This window comes from Clostridia bacterium (genome assembly GCA_017405765.1).
In the GTDB taxonomy this organism is placed as follows: Bacteria; Bacillota; Clostridia; order Oscillospirales; family RGIG577; genus RGIG577.
Window position 1 is genome coordinate 1 of record JAFQZS010000041.1, and the last position, 14121, is coordinate 14121.

The following is a 14121-nucleotide window of genomic DNA, read 5'->3' on the forward strand; positions in this document are numbered from 1 at the left end:
CCGCCGCCCTTGACATGCATTCCGTTCCCGCTTATACTGCAAGAAAGGGAGGCCGGAATAATCCGCCCTCCCGCAATATATTATTTTTGCTCTGTTTTACACCATGCTTCGGACTTTACACAAATTTTGGGACAGACCCCACAAATGAATTATACATTCATTTGTGAAACTACGCCAGTATTAAACGCAGAAAACCCGCCGAAACTTTACCGTTTCGGCGGGTCTTATTATGGTCGGAGTGACAGGACTTGAACCTGCGGCCCCTTGACCCCCAGTCAAGTGCGCTACCAGCTGCGCCACACCCCGATGGCGGAGAGAGAGGGATTCGAACCCTCGAACGGCTATAAACCGTTACACGAGTTCCAGTCGTGCGCCTTCGACCAGCTCAGCCATCTCTCCGTTTCATAACAAACGAAATTATACCTCATATAAAATGAAATTGCAAGAGTTTTTTTCATTTATTATTAAATATTATTAAAAATTTTGTTCCGGCGCCCATTTATGCGGAGTCGGCGTGTCAAAAAACACGTTTTGACACGCCGCTTATACGCTTTATTTTTTAACGTGTGCCTCTATTTCGCCGTCTTTAACGCCGATAACGATGGCGTCAAGCTTTTTGTCGTAATTCTCAATGAGCAGATTTGCCGCTTTATCTTCTATATTCTTTTGGATAAAACGTCTTAAGTTGCGCGCGCCGTATTTTTCGCTGAACGACTTTTCGCATATGAATTCTCTTACGCCCTCTTCAAATTCGACTTTAATATTCTTCTTCGAAAGCTCCGCCGCAAATTCGCCGAGCATTATATCGGCGATGCTTAAGAAGTTTTCGCGCGTCAGGCGGTTGAATGTGATGATCTCGTCAACGCGGTTTATAAATTCAGGTCTCAAAAAAGACTCGAGCGCCTTCATCGTCTGATTTTTGCCAACGCTGCCCTTTTCGCTTTCAAAGCCCATAACGGCGCTGCGCTTCTCGCTTCCGGCGTTCGTCGTCATTATGATTATCGTGTTCTCAAAATTGACGAGTCTGCCCTGCGCGTCCGTTATCTTGCCGTCGTCAAGTATCTGCAGAAGAATGTTCAAAACGTCCTTGTGCGCCTTCTCTATCTCGTCAAAAAGTATGACGCTGTACGGTCTGCGGCGCACCTTCTCCGTCACCTGCCCTGCCTCGTCGTATCCGACGTATCCCGGAGGCGAACCGATTATGCGCGATACGGAGTGCTTCTCCATATATTCGGACATATCGAGGCGTATAAGCGAGTCAACGCCGTCGAAAAGCTGCGCGGCTATCGTTTTAACTAGCTCTGTTTTGCCTACGCCTGTCGAGCCCGCGAAGATCATGGACACGGGCTTTCTTTTCGAGGCCACGCCAGCGCGGTTGCGCTTTATCGCGGATACGATAGCGTCTATCGCCTCGTCCTGTCCCACTATTTTCTCTTTGAGCGCGTCTTTTAGGCGCGACAGCCTTCCGAATTCCTGCTCGGATACCTTGCTTGCCGGTATGCCCGTCCACAGCTCTATCACCATCGCAAGGTCGTCAATAGTCACGTCGGCAACGGCGCCGCCCGATTTTTTAAGCTCCATTATTTTGTCCTCGATGCGGCACTCCTCGCTTCTTATCGTGGCAATACGCTCGAAGACGTCCTGCGTGGGATCGTCGGATGCGACAAGCGCATCCTTCTCGCGCCTGAGTACTTCAAGGTCGCTCTCAAGCTTTTCTATCTCAAGCTTCGGCACGTTGTTTAAGTTTACATAAGATCCCGCCTCGTCTATAAGGTCTATCGCCTTGTCAGGCAGGTATCTATCTGTAACGTATCTTTCCGAAAGCTCCACGGCAAGACGTATGACCTCGTCGGAATACCTTACGCCGTGATATTCCTCGTAATACTTTTTCACTCCCGAAAGTATCTCTGCGCTCTGCTCTATCGAAGGCTCGCCTATCTTTACGGGCTGGAACCTTCTTTCAAGCGCCGCGTCCTTCTCTATGTGTTTTCTGTATTCGTTGAACGTTGTTGCGCCTATTATCTGCACCTCGCCGCGCGACAGCGCCGGCTTTAAAATGTTGCCCGCGCTCATGGAGCCCTCCGCGTCGCCGGCGGACACCATGTTGTGTACTTCGTCTATCATGAGAATGACGTTCTTCGACTCTTTTATCTCGTCGATAAGCCCCTTTACGCGCCCCTCGAACTGGCCGCGAAACTGCGTCTTTACAACCAGCGCGGTGAGATCCAAAAGGAATATCTCCTTGTCCATGAGCTTCGGCGGCACGTTGCCTTCGGCTATCCTCTGCGCCAGCCCCTCTGCTATTGCCGTTTTGCCGACGCCGGGCTCTCCGATAAGGCACGGATTATTCTTGGAACGGCGGTTGAGTATCTGTATCACACGGCGAAGCTCCGCGTCTCTGCCCACGATTTTGTCAAGCTTTCCCTCTTTCGCAAGCTCTGTAAGATTAACGCAATACGTTTCAAGATGTTTGCGCTTGGGATTCTTCACCCTCTGGCGCGTGCCCGAAGCAGATCCTCCGCCTATATTATCGGAGCTGCCCGCGCCCTGCGAGTAATCGTTCACCTTAACGTCGTCGTCGCTTTTTATCTGTATTATCTCAGGTCCGTCGGAATTTTCGGATCCCAAAGCGTTCTGCGTATTATCGGAAGGTCTTAGCGAATCGAGAATATTCGAGATAAAATCAGTGCCTTCGCCGTCCTCTCCGCCTATAAATTCGGCTATCTCCGACGACATGTTCTCGATATCCTCGTCGGTCATGCCCATCTTTTCTAAAATCTTATCTATATTTCCTATTTTAAGCTCCTTTGCACACTTGATGCAAAGACCCTTGTGCTCCGGTTTTCCGTTTTCAAACACCGTCATAAAAACGACGGCGGGATTTTTTTTACATCTGTAACAAGTCATACACTGTCCTCCTTGCCGAGTTCTTTCTTTCTGTCGAACTCTTTCTTCTGGTCGTAGAACTGTCTGGCGTATCCCGCAAAAGCAACGACCGCCATACTTACGACTACTATAAGTATCACGTTCTTAAAGATAACGTCTATATCAAACAATAAAAAGGCCGCAGTCGCAATGTAAAACAGCACCGAGGCCACTTTACCGAAAATATTCGAGCTTACCACGTATCCCTTTTTATAAAGGATACTGCCGCCGATCACCTGAAGTCCCTCTTTTATTATATAAAACAGCAAGAACCACAGCGGAAGCACGGCCGCAATCACAAGACACAAAACGGCCGATATCTGCAAAAGCTTGTCTGCAAGCGGGTCGAAAAGCTTTCCGAAATCCGTTATAAGATTATACTTTCTTGCAATACGTCCGTCGAGAAAATCGGTGAAGGCCGCCAATGCATATATAAACGCCGCCCAAAGCATACTATGCTCGATCGGAGCGAAAAACACATATATAAAAACGGGTATCATCACCATTCTGAGTATCGTCAGAACATTCGGCACGTTAAGTATCTTCATATCATCACCATAAAACAAAATAAATAAATTATAATTACAAAACCATTAAAAAACGGTTAAAACAGACTGTTCGCGATCATATTGTTATAATAAAATATCTTAAAAATATAAGTTTCGTTTATCAAGTCCCGATTTATCACGGGATCGGGATTCGAGGCCGTCATCATACCGACAAACGATATGAGTATGCAGAACAAAAAAACGAATACGGCGCCTTTTATTATTCCCAAAATAAGCCCGAGCCCATGATTTATCGCACCCAGTCCCGGCAGCTTGAATATCGCATTTATTATCGCGATAGCTATGCGCCCGACGATAAGCACAACAACGAAAATAATGATAATGGCCGCAACTTCCGAAAACGTATACGAAATGCGCGCCGTTACGGTATCTATAGCGCTCTGAAGCGTATCTGAGCCTTTAATGCCTGCGGTGTTAGGCGTAAGCTGCGGCACTATCGACTTTACGTTCCCTATAAAGGCGTCGAACGCCGCTCTGGCTGAGCTTAACTGCTCGTTCGACGAAACCATCTTTTCAAGCATATCGACTACTTTGTTATGCATGAATTTTTCGTCTATCCATAAAGCAAGCGACTGATAATAAAGCTTCGTAACGACGAACGCCGCAATGAGCACGACGAAGCCGAGCACAGCCTTTATAAAGCCCTTGCGCCACGAAGCAATGACAGCCCACAGGAATATCGCCGCAGTTATTATATCAAGGGCAATGTTCAAAAAAAGCGCCTCCCTTATACTGATTTAATACTCTATCTTTTCCACATGCGAAAGTCCCAGCGCATAAACGTTGTTCGACTCGTCCATAAGCACGTCTCTCGTATTTGAGTCAAGCTGCGTCTCGGACTGAAGATTGCCTCGCCAATCGACTACGATAAGTCTGTTGTCATCTGTGTAAACAAACACGCTGGAGTTATTCGTGAGCAGCTTTTTTGCCGACGCGTCAAGCTTATACGAGCCCCGCAGATCGCCCGAATTGTTGACGATAACAAGCTCTCCGTTGTCGCCGCTCATCTCAGAGCCTATAACGGCGCAGGCGTAACCCGACTGAGAAAGATCGGCAAGATACGGTATGTTCCCTTCAAACGAATACTCGCCCACCTGCCTGCCGTTCGAACGGAAGAAGAGAAAACCGCCCGAACGAAGCACCGCTATAAGATTGTTCTCCTTATATTCCACTCTCAATGGGATCTCGCCGTCTATTTCATAACGAGCCGTCGGCTCATCCTTCGTAATATCAAAAAACGATACGCCGCCCTTTAAATTCTCGCTTTCGGTATCTATATATACCGCCGCCATACGCCTGTTATTGGGCGAAAGCTGAAGGTCGATTATATTGTCCTTGGCAACGTAATACTGATATATTATCTCATGATTGCTGCCGTAATCCGTTATAACGCCGCGGTATCCCGTTATCTTGGTAAGTATGCTGTATCCCCCGCCGCGGGAAAGCCGCGCGCTAAGTATAGTGCCGTTTACATTCTGAGACGACTCGACGTCTGTGCCCGATATCACAACATACCCCTGACCGAGATAATCGTATGCTATAACATAGCGGTCGTTCTTTTCAAGCTGTATATCTGAAAAGGTTCGCGATGCCACGTAAGCGTCACCCTTATTCGGACGGCGTATGCGCACGCCCTCGCTTGAACCTATAACAAGACCGCCCTTATACATTTCGTACTTATTATCCGGCTCATAAGTAAAATCGATCGAGCTTATATTTTCGCCTCTTATCGACGATCCCAGATTATCAAAAGTATATTTTATATTTGATACGGTAAACAGATCTCCGAAACGAATGAGCAGAACGACTATTATAAATATAATACCGAAAATTATCAGCCTGTTGCGGTTTTTTCGCGCCTTTTGGGCACGCAGCTCCCTTTCGGCCTTTATATTTCTTTTTTTGCGAAGAACAGGCCGCTCTTTTCTTTTATATCTCGGATCGTCCGGATCTATTATGCCTCTTTTTCTTAAATCATCCTGCATCTTTATAAACACCTGCATTCAAACTCATACGCCGCTTTTAAACGGTATAATCCACTTTTGTAAGATACAGCCCGTGCGGAGGCAGCGTAAGGCCTGCGCGCCTTCTGTCGCGCGAAATGAGTATACCCTCTATATCATGCGGCATTATCTTTCCTCGCCCCGCCTCAACAAGCGTGCCTGACATTATTCTGACCATATTGTATAAAAAGCCGTCGGCGTATACCGTAAACTCAATAAGTCCGTCTTTCTTTTCCACATTGAAATACTTGACCGTGCGTACCGTGCTCTTCGCCTGAGAGCCTTTGGCCATGCACGATGAAAAGTCATGCGTACCTATAAAGAATTTCGCGGCCTCATCCATCTTCTGCACGTCAAGCTCGCCGTATCTGTAATGATAGACCCTGCCCCTGTAAAACGGGTCGTCGAAGCGTCCGCAGTGGAGCCTGTAAACGTATTCCTTTCCCATGCACGAATACTGCGCGTGAAAATCCGGGGGCATATCCTCTGCTCCGACGGCACGTATATCGCCGGGCAGTCTGAAGTTCAAAGCAAAGGGGAGTCTTTCGGCGCCGATCGGGCTTTTCGTATTGAACGAAGCGCAGTAGATGCGCGCGTGTACGCCCGCATCGGTGCGCGAGCATCCGTAAAGCTTTATATCCTCTCCCGTAAGAGCGTTAAGCGCGTCCGTTATTACTTCGCATACGGACAGTGCGTTCTTCTGGCTCTGCCATCCGTGGTACCCAGCTCCGTCAAACTTAAGCCACAGCCTTATATTCCGCATATCCAAGGCCTCAAAGCCTCCATCCGAAGTCAATAAAGTTGAACGCGATAAGTCCGGCGCATACTGCGACGGTTATTACGACAGCGGCATAATCCAGCGAAGTCGTCTTTAATACTCTCATGCGCGTTCTGTTCTCGCCGCCCCGGTAACAGCGGCACTCCATAGCTATCGCAAGCTCGTCGGCGCGCTTGAAGGCCGACACGAAAAGCGGCACAAGTATGGGCACGAGCGCCTTTGCACGCTTTAATATGCTTCCCGTTTCAAAATCGGCGCCGCGCGCCTTCTGTGCGTTGATTATCTTTTCCGTCTCCTCAACAAGCGTCGGTATAAATCTTATTGCGATAGTCATCATCATGGCTATCTCATGCGCGGGGAATCCGAAGCGTTTAAACGGTGAAAATGCGCTCTCAACGGCGTCGGTAAGAAGTATCGGCGACGTTGTGTAAGTAAGGATTATAGCAACTCCTATGATAAGATAAACTATCCTTATCGCCATGAATACGCCCATCATTATGCCGTTCACCGTAACGCGCAGTATGCCCCATTCCCACAGCACTTCGCCGTTGGGATTATAAAAAATATTCAGCGCCGCGGTAATTATTACTATGACAAATATCGGCTTTAAGCCCTTTAAAACAAGCCCCAGCGGTATCTGGGACACCTTAACGACAACTGCCAAAAGCACACCCATTATTACATAGGCCAAAATATTGTTGATCACAAAAAGCACTACTATAAATATCAGCGCCAAAAGAAGCTTTGTGCGCGGATCGAGCCTGTGTATGGGCGAGGCGCCGGGGAAAAACTGGCCCAGAGTTATATCTTTAAGCATTGGCCTTTACCTCCCCGAATAAGCGTTTGCTCACTATCTCATATGCATATTTTACGGTATAGACATTTGTGTCTATATCAACTCCGCGCTCCTTTAATCTCTTGAACACCTTTGTTATGGTCGGGATATCAAGCCCCATCGATCCAAGCGACTCGGCGTCTGCAAATATCTCTCCCACAGGCAAAAATCTCTCGATCTTTCCGTCCTTTACAACGATTATCTTGTCCACCGTCTTCGCCATATCCTCCATGGAATGTGACACGATGATAACGGTGGAATTATTCTCCTTATGATACTTCTTTATCTGAAGGAGCAGATCGTCTCTCGCCTTGGGGTCAAGACCTGCCGTCGGCTCGTCGAGCACAAGCACTTCCGGCTTCATCGCGATAACGCCCGCAATGGCCACGCGGCGCTTTTGACCGCCCGACAGTTCAAACGGAGACTGCTCTAAAATATCGGACTCAAGGCCGACGAATTTAAGAGCATACATAACACGCTCGCGTATTTCATCCTCTGAAAGCCCCATATTCGTCGGACCGAACGCAATATCTTTGTATACCGTTTCCTCAAAGAGCTGATGCTCGGGATATTGGAATACAAGACCTATTTTAAACCTGACGTCGCGTATATTGGTGGCTTTGTCCCACATATCGCGGCCGTCGAGAAGAATTTGCCCTTTTGTCGGCTTTAAGATGCCGTTAAGATGCTGCACAAGCGTAGACTTGCCGCTTCCCGTGTGCCCGATAAGACCGATAAAATCATGATCCTCTATAGTTATGCTCACATCGTCCAGGGCATTCTTTACAAAGGGCGTGCCCACCCCGTACGTATGTGTCAGATTTTGTATCTCGATTTTCACCTTTGTTCCTCCAAAAGGCTGTAAAGTGCATCGGCACATTCCTCGTCCGTAAGCACTGTTTTTTTGATATCCACGCCTGCGCGCTTCAAAAGGTAGATAAGCTCCGTAGTCTGCGGAACGTCAAGACCTACGGCCTTCAGTTCTTCAACATGCGAAAACACATCATAAGGATCGCCGTCCAATATAATATGTCCGTCGTCCATAACGATTACTCTGTCGGCCATTACGGCCTCGTTCATATAATGGGTTATCATTACGATAGTTATGCCGGCCTTGCGGTTAAGGTCGCGTATCGTATTCATAACTTCTTTTCGTCCCTGCGGATCGAGCATTGCCGTGGGCTCGTCCAAAACTATGCACTTAGGCATCATGGCAAGCACGCCCGCAATGGCAATGCGCTGCTTTTGACCGCCCGAAAGATGGTACGACGCCGCTTCCTTATATTCGCTCATACCTACGGCCTCAAGGGCGTCGTCTACTCGCTTTCTTATCTCCGCCGGCGGCACCCCCAAATTCTCGGGCGCGAACGCCACATCCTCCTCCACTACCGTTGCCACGATCTGATTGTCGGGATTTTGAAAAACCATTCCTACGCGCTGCCTCAGCTCAAACAGCTTTTCTTCATCTGCCGTGTCTATCCCGTCAACATATACCTTGCCTTCTGTAGGCAAAAGTATCGCGTTTAAATGCTTTGCAAGCGTTGATTTTCCGCTTCCGTTATGTCCCAATACGGCGACAAACGAGCCTTCGTCTATAGTAAGGTTTATTTTGTCAAGCACCCATTTCGGCTGCTGCGGAGCATATTTAAAGCTAAGATTTTCAAATGAGATAAAAGGTTTCATCATAAATCTCCAATAATTAAAACTCTACGCGTCCCGCCGTTCCGCACGGCAGCACGATATCCGCATTCTTTACGGGAAGCCCGATCTCCGAGGCCGATACTTTGCCCTTTATGCGCTTTGTAACAGTAAGCTTCAGTATGTTTTCCAAGAGGGCCGGACCCAACACAGACGTATATGAATTTACCAAAAAGAACAGCGGTTCTTCGCTTAACAGCATTGCGGAAAGCTCGCACAGCTCATAAAGCTTATCCTCTATCTTGAACACCTCTCCATCGGGTCCCCGCCCGTATGACGGAGGGTCCATAATGATCGCATCATAGCGCGAACCGCGCCTAAGCTCGCGTTTTATAAATTTTATACAGTCATCCACGATATACCTTATAGGCGCATCCGAAAGGCCGCAGGCGCGGGCGTTGTCCTTTGCCCATAATACCATGCCCTTTGCGGCGTCCACATGACATACGCTTGCGCCCGCCTTCGCCGCCGCCATTGTTGCTCCTCCCGTATATGCAAACAGATTCAGCACTTTTACGGGGCGGCCCGCATTTTTTATTAAAGGCATGAACCAGTCCCAATTTACGGCCTGCTCGGGAAAAAGACCTGTATGCTTAAAGCCGAACTGCTTCAGTCTGAAGTGAAGCTCCCCGTAAGACACAGAAAACGTATCCGCCGCAAATCTGTCCCATGAGCCTCCTCCGCTTTTTGAGCGTGTATATCGCGCATGGGCTTGGCTCCATAGCCGTTCGTCTTTATTTTTTGTCCAAATCACGGCAGGATCGGGGCGGATAAGTATTATATCGCCCCATCGTTCAAGCTTCTCCTTGTCCGCCGCGTCCAAAACTTCATAATCGCGCCAGTTTTCGGCCAACCACATATTTTTTTGATCCCTGCCTATGCTCCGTATTTATTCTTTATCGCGTCGGCTATCTCTTCGGCCATACGCTCTATCTTTTCTATATCCTCACCCTCGAGCATAACGCGGATAAGCGCCTCAGTGCCCGATGCGCGAACGACCGTGCGTCCCGAATCGCCAAGCTCTGCATTTACATTATTTATGACAGTTTGAATGTCGGGGTCTGAATCTATGGCCTTCTTTCCCTCGGGCGTCACGCGCACGTTCTTTATGGTCTGCGGGAATTTTTTCATCACGGCCGCAAACTCAGACGCCTTTATGCCCTGCTTTTTAAGGGCAAGAAGCCATCTTATTGCAGAAAGCTCGCCGTCTCCGGTTGTGTTGTAGTCTGAAAGTATTATATGTCCCGACTGCTCTCCGCCAATGTTATAGCCGCCTTCGAGCATTCCCTCTATAACGTATCTGTCGCCGACCTTCGTTTTTACTACGTTTATGCCGGCCTCTTCCATGCGCTTAAAAAATCCCATATTCGTCATTATAGTGACAACGGCCGAGTTGCCCTTGAGCGTGCCGTTTTTCTTCATATCGAGCGCAAGGCCCGCGATTATCTTGTCGCCGTCTATCTCATCGCCGTTTTCGTCTACCATGAGCACACGGTCGGCGTCGCCGTCAAATGCAACGCCCACATGATATCCGCCATCTTTTACGGTCTTTTTAAGTCCCTCAAGATGCGTGGAGCCGCATTTGTCGTTTATATTCGTGCCGTCGGGCGTATTGCAAAATACGTAAGCGTCCGCGCCGAGCGCCGAAAAGAGCGCCTGCGCTGTGCCGGACGAGCTTCCGTTCGCGCAGTCAACGGCTATCTTCATTCCCGAAAGGTCGTCGTCTGCAGCAGTCAGAAGAAAATCGACGTATTCCTTCTTCGCCGCCTCGTAAACGCTCACGCGGCCTATATCCGCGCCCGAAACTTCGGGAAACTTAAAGCTCTTGTCGTCAAGTATTGCCTCGATCTTCGCTTCTATCTCGTCGGAGAGCTTTCTTCCCTCGGAGTTGAACAGCTTTATGCCGTTATACTCCATCGAATTGTGCGAAGCCGAAATAACGACGCCTGCATCGGCTGAAAGCTTCTTTACAAAATACGCAACCGCCGGAGTAGGGATAACACCCAAGCTCACTACGCTTGCTCCCACCGAACAAAATCCCGCCGTTATGGCCGCTTCAAGCATATCCGACGATATGCGCGTATCCTTTCCTATGAGTATCAAAGGCTTGTGCGAGCACGCCTCCGAAAGCACCAGCGCCGCCGCTTTTCCCGTTCTAAATGCAAGCTCGCAAGTAAGATCGGTGTTTGCTATGCCGCGTATTCCGTCAGTACCAAAATATTTACCCATGATTTCCTCCCAAATATCATTATTTTGTCCGTGTTTTTATATTTACGGCAGATCCATCTTCATCTGATTGCCGCCGTCGTTTTTATCGTCTTTCATCGGTATGCCCAAATGCCTGTATGCAAGCGGAGTTACGACGCGCCCTCTGGGAGTGCGTCCTAGAAAGCCTATCTGCATAAGATACGGTTCGTATACGTCTTCTATCGTATTGGAGTCCTCTCCTATGGTAGCGCCCAGAGTATCAAGTCCGACGGGACCGCCGCCGAATATGTTTATTATTGCCTCAAGCATACGTCTGTCTATAGCGTCAAGCCCCAGAGCGTCGATCTCAAGCATTGAAAGCGCGCTGTCTGCCACCTCTTTCGTTATCACGCCGTCAGCTCTTACCTGTGCGAAATCACGCACGTTCTTTAAAAGCCTGTTTGCTATACGCGGTGTGCCTCTGGAGCGGCGCGCTATCTCAAGAGCGCCCGCCTCATCCGCGGCTATTCCGAGTATGCGCGCCGAACGCATGACTATCTCGAGAAGCTCCTTATCGGTATACATTTCGAGCCTGAGTATCACTCCGAATCGGTCGCGCAAGGGCGACGTTATCTGGCCTGCGCGCGTCGTCGCGCCTATAAGCGTGAACGGCTTTAATTCAAGCCGTATCGAACGCGCCGACGGTCCCTTGCCTATGATTATATCAAGCGCGCAGTCCTCCATAGCGGGATACAGTATCTCCTCAACGCTGCGGCTCAACCTGTGTATCTCGTCGATGAACAGAACGTCGTGCTCGGAAAGATTTGTAAGGAGCGCGGCAAGGTCGCCCTGCTTCTCTATGGCGGGGCCCGATGTTACTCTTAGGTTTACTCCCATCTCATTTGCTATAACGCCCGCAAGCGTCGTTTTGCCGAGACCGGGAGGCCCGTAAAGAAGCACGTGATCTATGCCCTCGCCTCTTTCCTTTGCCGCCTTGATCGCTATGGAAAGACGCTCTTTTGCTTTTTCTTGCCCTATATACTCTTCCATACGGCGCGGACGAAGCGACGTCTCTATATCCGCGTCGAACGATGTTAAGTTTTCCGTTATAAGCCTGTCGTTATCGCCGCTCAAAACGCTTACTCTCCTTTATCTCATAAGTTCCTTAAGGCTTCTTCTTATTATCTCCTCTACAGAGAGCTTCTCTGTATCCATTCCCGAAAGCACGCCTTCTGCCTGCTGCAAGGTAAAACCGAGAGCCGTAAGCGCGTCGCGGGCCTCCTCAAATCTGCTTCCCTGAAGGAAAACAGGCGCACCATCTCTTTCGGTATCGTCGTCGAACTTGTATCCCTTGAACTTGTTTTTAAGCTCCAGAACTATCCTCTGCGACGCCTTTGCCCCTATTCCCTGCGCCTTTTGTATGGTTTTATGATCGCCGGAGATTATGGCGCGTATCACAGTATCGGGCGGCATCGACAAAAGGCTTGCGGCGCTTTTTGCGCCTACGCCCGAAACGTCCAAAAGAGCGCAGAAAAGGTCTATTTCCTCTTTTGTAAGAAAACCGTATATGTCAAACTTGTCTTCGCCTATCGAAGCATATGTATAAAGCTTTACTTTCTCGCCGTCTTTAAGCTGCTTTCTCGTATGAAGCCCCGTATACACAAGATATCCCACGCCGCCGCAGTCTATAGCTACGCGCGCATCGTCGATTATATCGATCGTGCCGTTAAGATAATAAAACATATCTCACCTCATAATAGAATTGTTGCTGTGCGCGTGACATATGGCGATGGCCAGTGCATCGGCTGTATCATCGGGCTTTGGCACAGCCTTTAAATTGAGCAGTATCTTAGTCATCTGCTGCACCTGGTTCTTATCGGCGCGGCCATAGCCGACAACGGCCTGCTTCACCTGAAGAGGCGTATACTCGAATGTCGGAATGCCGCTTTGAGCGCACGTAAGTATTATCGCGCCTCTGGCCTGTGCCACGGTTATGGCTGTTTTTATGTTTTTGTTGAAAAACAGCTCCTCTACGGCGGCAGCGTCCGGCTTGAACATATTTATAAGCCTTATAAGCTGCGCGTTTATCGACATGAGCCGCGCCTGAAACTCCGAATGCGCCTCCGTCAGTATTGAGCCGTAATCAAGCGTCGTAAATGAATTGCCCTTATATTCGATTATACCGTATCCCACAGTGGCGATCCCTGGATCTATCCCCAGTATTATCATGATGTCTGACCTGACCTTAAATAATATAATAATAAATTATATCACACACATGTCAAAAGCACAACAAAAAATACATGCAACATGAAAAATATGTATATGTATTATTATAATATTCCAAAAAGACGAATTAGTGAAGAATGTGTTAAAAAAGCAGCCTATGCGCCGCTTTTTAGATCCTTAAAGTTCCACACTGAAGAGAGGGTCTTTTTATATTGCTTATTGCTTGTACATCGTATCCTCCGGTGTGATCTTGCGAATGATGCGGCACGGATTTCCTGCCGCTATGCTGTTGGGCGGTATATCCTTTGTCACAACGCTTCCAGCACCTATTATCGAACCGCGTCCAACGGTAACTCCGGGCATTATTGTAACGTTGCCCCCAAGCCAAACGTCGTCCTCAAGTACAATGGGCTTTGCAAGTATCATTAAATACTTATGTCCGTCCTCGGCCTTCCTATGACAGCGTTCCTTCGGCAGCAGCGGATGCATGGGGGTAAGAAGCGAGCAATTTGGGCCTATAAGCACACGATCTCCTATATGTATTTCGGCGCAGTCAAGAAACACGACATTGAAATTTACGACTACGTCGTCCCCAATGTATGTATTGCAGCCGTAATCAAACTTAACGCCGACTGCGATACTGCAATTCTCGCCGATATGACCTAAAAGTCCCTTAAGAAGCCGGTTTTTCGTTTCCGCATCCTCTTCCCTTGTCCGATCATAATCTATAGCCGTGTCGGCCGCAAGCTGTCTTTGTTTTACCATCCATGGATCTGAGTTGTCAAACCACTTCTGCGAAATCATTTTCTCTTTTTCGGTCATTTTTACATCCTCCCAAAGCCCGGATTTGTCCTTTTTATGAGTATACCACTTGGCTTGCCCATATGTAAACGCGCA

At 48.5% G+C, this 14121-nt stretch carries 14 protein-coding genes and 2 tRNA genes; all 16 read right to left on the bottom strand.

The window, feature by feature from the left end; all coding sequences use genetic code 11:
- Window positions 1-230 precede the first annotated feature (230 nt).
- The 16 genes from IJG50_07170 to IJG50_07245 all read right to left on the bottom strand — a co-directional run bounded on the left by IJG50_07170 (window position 231) and on the right by IJG50_07245 (window position 14046).
- Window positions 231-306, bottom strand: a tRNA-Pro gene (locus tag IJG50_07170).
- Between the two features lies 1 nt (window position 307).
- Window positions 308-399 (bottom strand) — tRNA-Ser (locus IJG50_07175).
- A gap of 153 nt (window positions 400-552) precedes the next feature.
- Window positions 553-2907 carry an ATP-dependent Clp protease ATP-binding subunit gene (locus IJG50_07180; protein MBQ3379625.1) on the bottom strand — a complete coding sequence of 785 codons (2355 nt, stop codon included), beginning with the start codon at window positions 2905-2907 and terminating at the stop codon, window positions 553-555.
- On the bottom strand, window positions 2904-3473 hold the full coding sequence (pgsA, locus tag IJG50_07185) for a CDP-diacylglycerol--glycerol-3-phosphate 3-phosphatidyltransferase (GenBank protein MBQ3379626.1): 570 nt from the start codon (window positions 3471-3473) through the stop codon (window positions 2904-2906). The genes IJG50_07180 and pgsA overlap by 4 nt, the downstream gene beginning before the upstream one ends.
- Window positions 3474-3529: 56 nt before the next feature.
- The gene (locus IJG50_07190; GenBank protein MBQ3379627.1) at window positions 3530-4207 is read right to left on the bottom strand and encodes a CvpA family protein; all 678 of its coding nucleotides are present in this window, start codon (window positions 4205-4207) and stop codon (window positions 3530-3532) included.
- 24 nt (window positions 4208-4231) lie between these two features.
- Entirely contained in the window at window positions 4232-5497 is a 1266-nt protein-coding gene (locus IJG50_07195; protein MBQ3379628.1) for a hypothetical protein, read from the bottom strand.
- 19 nt (window positions 5498-5516) lie between these two features.
- Window positions 5517-6260: a tRNA pseudouridine(38-40) synthase TruA gene (gene truA / locus IJG50_07200; GenBank protein ID MBQ3379629.1), complete on the bottom strand. Its 744-nt coding sequence runs from the start codon at window positions 6258-6260 to the stop codon at window positions 5517-5519.
- A 10-nt stretch (window positions 6261-6270) separates the two neighbouring features.
- On the bottom strand, window positions 6271-7092 hold the full coding sequence (locus IJG50_07205; protein MBQ3379630.1) for an energy-coupling factor transporter transmembrane protein EcfT: 822 nt from the start codon (window positions 7090-7092) through the stop codon (window positions 6271-6273).
- Window positions 7085-7990, bottom strand: a complete 906-nt coding sequence (locus tag IJG50_07210) for an energy-coupling factor transporter ATPase (protein ID MBQ3379631.1) — start codon at window positions 7988-7990, stop codon at window positions 7085-7087. Before IJG50_07210 ends, IJG50_07205 begins: the two co-directional genes overlap by 8 nt.
- Window positions 7948-8796 (bottom strand): energy-coupling factor transporter ATPase, encoded by an 849-nt coding sequence (locus IJG50_07215; protein ID MBQ3379632.1) that lies wholly within the window; start codon window positions 8794-8796, stop codon window positions 7948-7950. Before IJG50_07215 ends, IJG50_07210 begins: the two co-directional genes overlap by 43 nt.
- A gap of 13 nt (window positions 8797-8809) precedes the next feature.
- Window positions 8810-9667 (bottom strand): class I SAM-dependent methyltransferase, encoded by an 858-nt coding sequence (locus IJG50_07220; protein MBQ3379633.1) that lies wholly within the window; start codon window positions 9665-9667, stop codon window positions 8810-8812.
- Window positions 9668-9684: 17 nt separating this feature from the next.
- Window positions 9685-11037 carry a phosphoglucosamine mutase gene (locus tag IJG50_07225; protein ID MBQ3379634.1) on the bottom strand — a complete coding sequence of 451 codons (1353 nt, stop codon included), beginning with the start codon at window positions 11035-11037 and terminating at the stop codon, window positions 9685-9687.
- A gap of 42 nt (window positions 11038-11079) precedes the next feature.
- Complete coding sequence (gene ruvB, locus IJG50_07230) at window positions 11080-12129, bottom strand: Holliday junction branch migration DNA helicase RuvB (GenBank protein ID MBQ3379635.1); 1050 nt, start codon at window positions 12127-12129, stop codon at window positions 11080-11082.
- 15 nt (window positions 12130-12144) lie between these two features.
- Window positions 12145-12738, bottom strand: a complete 594-nt coding sequence (gene ruvA, locus IJG50_07235) for a Holliday junction branch migration protein RuvA (protein ID MBQ3379636.1) — start codon at window positions 12736-12738, stop codon at window positions 12145-12147.
- 3 nt (window positions 12739-12741) lie between these two features.
- Window positions 12742-13224: a crossover junction endodeoxyribonuclease RuvC gene (gene ruvC, locus IJG50_07240; GenBank protein MBQ3379637.1), complete on the bottom strand. Its 483-nt coding sequence runs from the start codon at window positions 13222-13224 to the stop codon at window positions 12742-12744.
- A 216-nt stretch (window positions 13225-13440) separates the two neighbouring features.
- Entirely contained in the window at window positions 13441-14046 is a 606-nt protein-coding gene (locus tag IJG50_07245) for a sugar O-acetyltransferase (GenBank protein ID MBQ3379638.1), read from the bottom strand.
- Window positions 14047-14121: the final 75 nt, after the last annotated feature.

Excerpts from the sequence above, each read along its gene's own strand:
- IJG50_07225 (MBQ3379634.1), bottom strand. The coding sequence starts at position 11,037 with ATGGGTAAATATTTTGGTACTGACGGAATACGCGGCATAGCAAACACC.
- IJG50_07210 (MBQ3379631.1), bottom strand. The coding sequence starts at position 7,990 with ATGTGCCGATGCACTTTACAGCCTTTTGGAGGAACAAAGGTGAAAATC.
- IJG50_07220 (MBQ3379633.1), bottom strand. The coding sequence starts at position 9,667 with ATGTGGTTGGCCGAAAACTGGCGCGATTATGAAGTTTTGGACGCGGCG.
- IJG50_07245 (MBQ3379638.1), bottom strand. The coding sequence starts at position 14,046 with ATGACCGAAAAAGAGAAAATGATTTCGCAGAAGTGGTTTGACAACTCA.
- IJG50_07195 (MBQ3379628.1), bottom strand. The coding sequence starts at position 5,497 with ATGCAGGTGTTTATAAAGATGCAGGATGATTTAAGAAAAAGAGGCATA.
- truA (MBQ3379629.1), bottom strand. The coding sequence starts at position 6,260 with ATGCGGAATATAAGGCTGTGGCTTAAGTTTGACGGAGCTGGGTACCAC.
- ruvA (MBQ3379636.1), bottom strand. The coding sequence starts at position 12,738 with ATGTTTTATTATCTTAACGGCACGATCGATATAATCGACGATGCGCGC.
- pgsA (MBQ3379626.1), bottom strand. The coding sequence starts at position 3,473 with ATGAAGATACTTAACGTGCCGAATGTTCTGACGATACTCAGAATGGTG.
- IJG50_07215 (MBQ3379632.1), bottom strand. The coding sequence starts at position 8,796 with ATGATGAAACCTTTTATCTCATTTGAAAATCTTAGCTTTAAATATGCT.
- IJG50_07205 (MBQ3379630.1), bottom strand. The coding sequence starts at position 7,092 with ATGCTTAAAGATATAACTCTGGGCCAGTTTTTCCCCGGCGCCTCGCCC.
- ruvC (MBQ3379637.1), bottom strand. The coding sequence starts at position 13,224 with ATGATAATACTGGGGATAGATCCAGGGATCGCCACTGTGGGATACGGT.
- IJG50_07180 (MBQ3379625.1), bottom strand. The coding sequence starts at position 2,907 with ATGACTTGTTACAGATGTAAAAAAAATCCCGCCGTCGTTTTTATGACG.